The sequence below is a fragment of the Propioniciclava sp. MC1683 genome (assembly GCF_014164675.1).
Classification (GTDB): Bacteria; Actinomycetota; Actinomycetes; order Propionibacteriales; family Propionibacteriaceae; genus Propioniciclava.
The window spans coordinates 1-3,656 of the sequence record NZ_JACJFX010000068.1; the positions used below are offsets into that span (position 1 = coordinate 1).

General features: G+C 56.7%; 3 protein-coding genes and 3 pseudogenes. 5 read left to right on the forward strand and 1 reads right to left on the reverse strand.

The window, feature by feature from the left end:
- Positions 1 to 122: pseudogene (locus tag H5397_RS17005) on the reverse strand (integrase); the annotation flags it as partial.
- Positions 123 to 267: 145 nt separating this feature from the next.
- Here H5397_RS17005 and H5397_RS17010 point away from each other — a divergent pair.
- From H5397_RS17010 to H5397_RS17030, 5 genes and pseudogenes are all read left to right on the forward strand, one after another.
- A pseudogene (locus H5397_RS17010) lies at positions 268 to 1,106 on the forward strand (AadA family aminoglycoside 3''-O-nucleotidyltransferase).
- A gap of 116 nt (positions 1,107 to 1,222) precedes the next feature.
- Entirely contained in the window at positions 1,223 to 1,570 is a 348-nt protein-coding gene (locus H5397_RS17015) for a quaternary ammonium compound efflux SMR transporter QacE delta 1 (protein WP_000679427.1), read from the forward strand.
- The gene (gene sul1 / locus H5397_RS17020) at positions 1,564 to 2,403 is read left to right on the forward strand and encodes a sulfonamide-resistant dihydropteroate synthase Sul1 (RefSeq protein WP_000259031.1); all 840 of its coding nucleotides are present in this window, start codon (positions 1,564 to 1,566) and stop codon (positions 2,401 to 2,403) included. Before H5397_RS17015 ends, sul1 begins: the two co-directional genes overlap by 7 nt.
- A 127-nt stretch (positions 2,404 to 2,530) precedes the next feature.
- The gene (locus tag H5397_RS17025) at positions 2,531 to 3,031 is read left to right on the forward strand and encodes a GNAT family N-acetyltransferase (RefSeq protein ID WP_000376623.1); all 501 of its coding nucleotides are present in this window, start codon (positions 2,531 to 2,533) and stop codon (positions 3,029 to 3,031) included.
- Between the two features lie 396 nt (positions 3,032 to 3,427).
- A pseudogene (locus H5397_RS17030) lies at positions 3,428 to 3,529 on the forward strand (IS6 family transposase); the annotation flags it as partial.
- Positions 3,530 to 3,656: the final 127 nt, after the last annotated feature.

Consider the following 3,656-nt stretch of genomic DNA (forward strand, 5'->3'; position numbering starts at 1 on the left):
ACCCAGTGGACATAAGCCTGTTCGGTTCGTAAGCTATAATGCAAGTAGCGTATGCGCTCACGCAACTGGTCCAGAACCTTGACCGAACGCAGCGGTGGTAACGGCGCAGTGGCGGTTTTCATGGCTTGTTATGACTGTTTTTTTGTACAGTCTATGCCTCGGGCATCCAAGCAGCAAGCGCGTTACGCCGTGGGTCGATGTTTGATGTTATGGAGCAGCAACGATGTTACGCAGCAGGGCAGTCGCCCTAAAACAAAGTTAGACATCATGAGGGAAGCGGTGACCATCGAAATTTCGAACCAACTATCAGAGGTGCTAAGCGTCATTGAGCGCCATCTGGAATCAACGTTGCTGGCCGTGCATTTGTACGGCTCCGCAGTGGATGGCGGCCTGAAGCCATACAGCGATATTGATTTGTTGGTTACTGTGGCCGTAAAGCTTGATGAAACGACGCGGCGAGCATTGCTCAATGATCTTATGGAGGCTTCGGCTTTCCCTGGCGAGAGCGAGACGCTCCGCGCTATAGAAGTCACCCTTGTCGTGCATGACGACATCATCCCGTGGCGTTATCCGGCTAAGCGCGAGCTGCAATTTGGAGAATGGCAGCGCAATGACATTCTTGCGGGTATCTTCGAGCCAGCCATGATCGACATTGATCTAGCTATCCTGCTTACAAAAGCAAGAGAACATAGCGTTGCCTTGGTAGGTCCGGCAGCGGAGGAATTCTTTGACCCGGTTCCTGAACAGGATCTATTCGAGGCGCTGAGGGAAACCTTGAAGCTATGGAACTCGCAGCCCGACTGGGCCGGCGATGAGCGAAATGTAGTGCTTACGTTGTCCCGCATTTGGTACAGCGCAATAACCGGCAAAATCGCGCCGAAGGATGTCGCTGCCGACTGGGCAATAAAACGCCTACCTGCCCAGTATCAGCCCGTCTTACTTGAAGCTAAGCAAGCTTATCTGGGACAAAAAGAAGATCACTTGGCCTCACGCGCAGATCACTTGGAAGAATTTATTCGCTTTGTGAAAGGCGAGATCATCAAGTCAGTTGGTAAATGATGTCTAACAATTCGTTCAAGCCGACCGCGCTACGCGCGGCGGCTTAACTCCGGCGTTAGATGCACTAAGCACATAATTGCTCACAGCCAAACTATCAGGTCAAGTCTGCTTTTATTATTTTTAAGCGTGCATAATAAGCCCTACACAAATTGGGAGATATATCATGAAAGGCTGGCTTTTTCTTGTTATCGCAATAGTTGGCGAAGTAATCGCAACATCCGCATTAAAATCTAGCGAGGGCTTTACTAAGCTTGCCCCTTCCGCCGTTGTCATAATCGGTTATGGCATCGCATTTTATTTTCTTTCTCTGGTTCTGAAATCCATCCCTGTCGGTGTTGCTTATGCAGTCTGGTCGGGACTCGGCGTCGTCATAATTACAGCCATTGCCTGGTTGCTTCATGGGCAAAAGCTTGATGCGTGGGGCTTTGTAGGTATGGGGCTCATAATTGCTGCCTTTTTGCTCGCCCGATCCCCATCGTGGAAGTCGCTGCGGAGGCCGACGCCATGGTGACGGTGTTCGGCATTCTGAATCTCACCGAGGACTCCTTCTTCGATGAGAGCCGGCGGCTAGACCCCGCCGGCGCTGTCACCGCGGCGATCGAAATGCTGCGAGTCGGATCAGACGTCGTGGATGTCGGACCGGCCGCCAGCCATCCGGACGCGAGGCCTGTATCGCCGGCCGATGAGATCAGACGTATTGCGCCGCTCTTAGACGCCCTGTCCGATCAGATGCACCGTGTTTCAATCGACAGCTTCCAACCGGAAACCCAGCGCTATGCGCTCAAGCGCGGCGTGGGCTACCTGAACGATATCCAAGGATTTCCTGACCCTGCGCTCTATCCCGATATTGCTGAGGCGGACTGCAGGCTGGTGGTTATGCACTCAGCGCAGCGGGATGGCATCGCCACCCGCACCGGTCACCTTCGACCCGAAGACGCGCTCGACGAGATTGTGCGGTTCTTCGAGGCGCGGGTTTCCGCCTTGCGACGGAGCGGGGTCGCTGCCGACCGGCTCATCCTCGATCCGGGGATGGGATTTTTCTTGAGCCCCGCACCGGAAACATCGCTGCACGTGCTGTCGAACCTTCAAAAGCTGAAGTCGGCGTTGGGGCTTCCGCTATTGGTCTCGGTGTCGCGGAAATCCTTCTTGGGCGCCACCGTTGGCCTTCCTGTAAAGGATCTGGGTCCAGCGAGCCTTGCGGCGGAACTTCACGCGATCGGCAATGGCGCTGACTACGTCCGCACCCACGCGCCTGGAGATCTGCGAAGCGCAATCACCTTCTCGGAAACCCTCGCGAAATTTCGCAGTCGCGACGCCAGAGACCGAGGGTTAGATCATGCCTAGCATTCACCTTCCGGCCGCCCGCTAGCGGACCCTGGTCAGGTTCCGCGAAGGTGGGCGCAGACATGCTGGGCTCGTCAGGATCAAACTGCACTATGAGGCGGCGGTTCATACCGCGCCAGGGGAGCGAATGGACAGCGAGGAGCCTCCGAACGTTCGGGTCGCCTGCTCGGGTGATATCGACGAGGTTGTGCGGCTGATGCACGACGCTGCGGCGTGGATGTCCGCCAAGGGAACGCCCGCCTGGGACGTCGCGCGGATCGACCGGACATTCGCGGAGACCTTCGTCCTGAGATCCGAGCTCCTAGTCGCGAGTTGCAGCGACGGCATCGTCGGCTGTTGCACCTTGTCGGCCGAGGATCCCGAGTTCTGGCCCGACGCCCTCAAGGGGGAGGCCGCATATCTGCACAAGCTCGCGGTGCGACGGACACATGCGGGCCGGGGTGTCAGCTCCGCGCTGATCGAGGCTTGCCGCCATGCCGCGCGAACGCAGGGGTGCGCCAAGCTGCGGCTCGACTGCCACCCGAACCTGCGTGGCCTATACGAGCGGCTCGGATTCACCCACGTCGACACTTTCAATCCCGGCTGGGATCCAACCTTCATCGCAGAACGCCTAGAACTCGAAATCTAACGTCCGTTCGGGCATCGAGGTCCATGTCGGGGTGGGACGGGCCCGTGGCTTCAAGATCACTTGCAGTCCGACCGCGATGTCTTGGTTGCGCGAGAGGTTGTCGATATGGCTCTGTTGCAAAAATCGTGAAGCTTGAGCATGCTTGGCGGAGATTGGACGGACGGAACGATGACGGATTTCAAGTGGCGCCATTTCCAGGGTGATGTGATTGGTTGCGCGAGAGGTTGTCGATATGGCTCTGTTGCAAAAATCGTGAAGCTTGAGCATGCTTGGCGGAGATTGGACGGACGGAACGATGACGGATTTCAAGTGGCGCCATTTCCAGGGTGATGTGAGGCTCTGTTGCAAAAATCGTGAAGCTTGAGCATGCTTGGCGGAGATTGGACGGACGGAACGATGACGGATTTCAAGTGGCGCCATTTCCAGGGTGATGTGATCCTGTGGGCGGTGCGCTGGTATTGTCGCTATCCGATCAGCTATCGCGACCTTGAGGAAATGCGGCTCATCACAGTTGAGGGTGTAGAGGCCGGTGATCTGGGGAGGCGCGTCGCTCCGCGGTTGAGGGTCGAGGTCTTCCGATGATGGAGGTTCCTACGCCTTCCATCCGAAAGACCTCGACGTGCTC

Coding starts and splice junctions, on each gene's coding strand:
- H5397_RS17015 (WP_000679427.1), top strand. CDS start 1,223: ATGAAAGGCTGGCTTTTTCTTGTTATCGCAATAGTTGGCGAAGTAATC.
- sul1 (WP_000259031.1), top strand. CDS start 1,564: ATGGTGACGGTGTTCGGCATTCTGAATCTCACCGAGGACTCCTTCTTC.
- H5397_RS17025 (WP_000376623.1), top strand. CDS start 2,531: ATGGACAGCGAGGAGCCTCCGAACGTTCGGGTCGCCTGCTCGGGTGAT.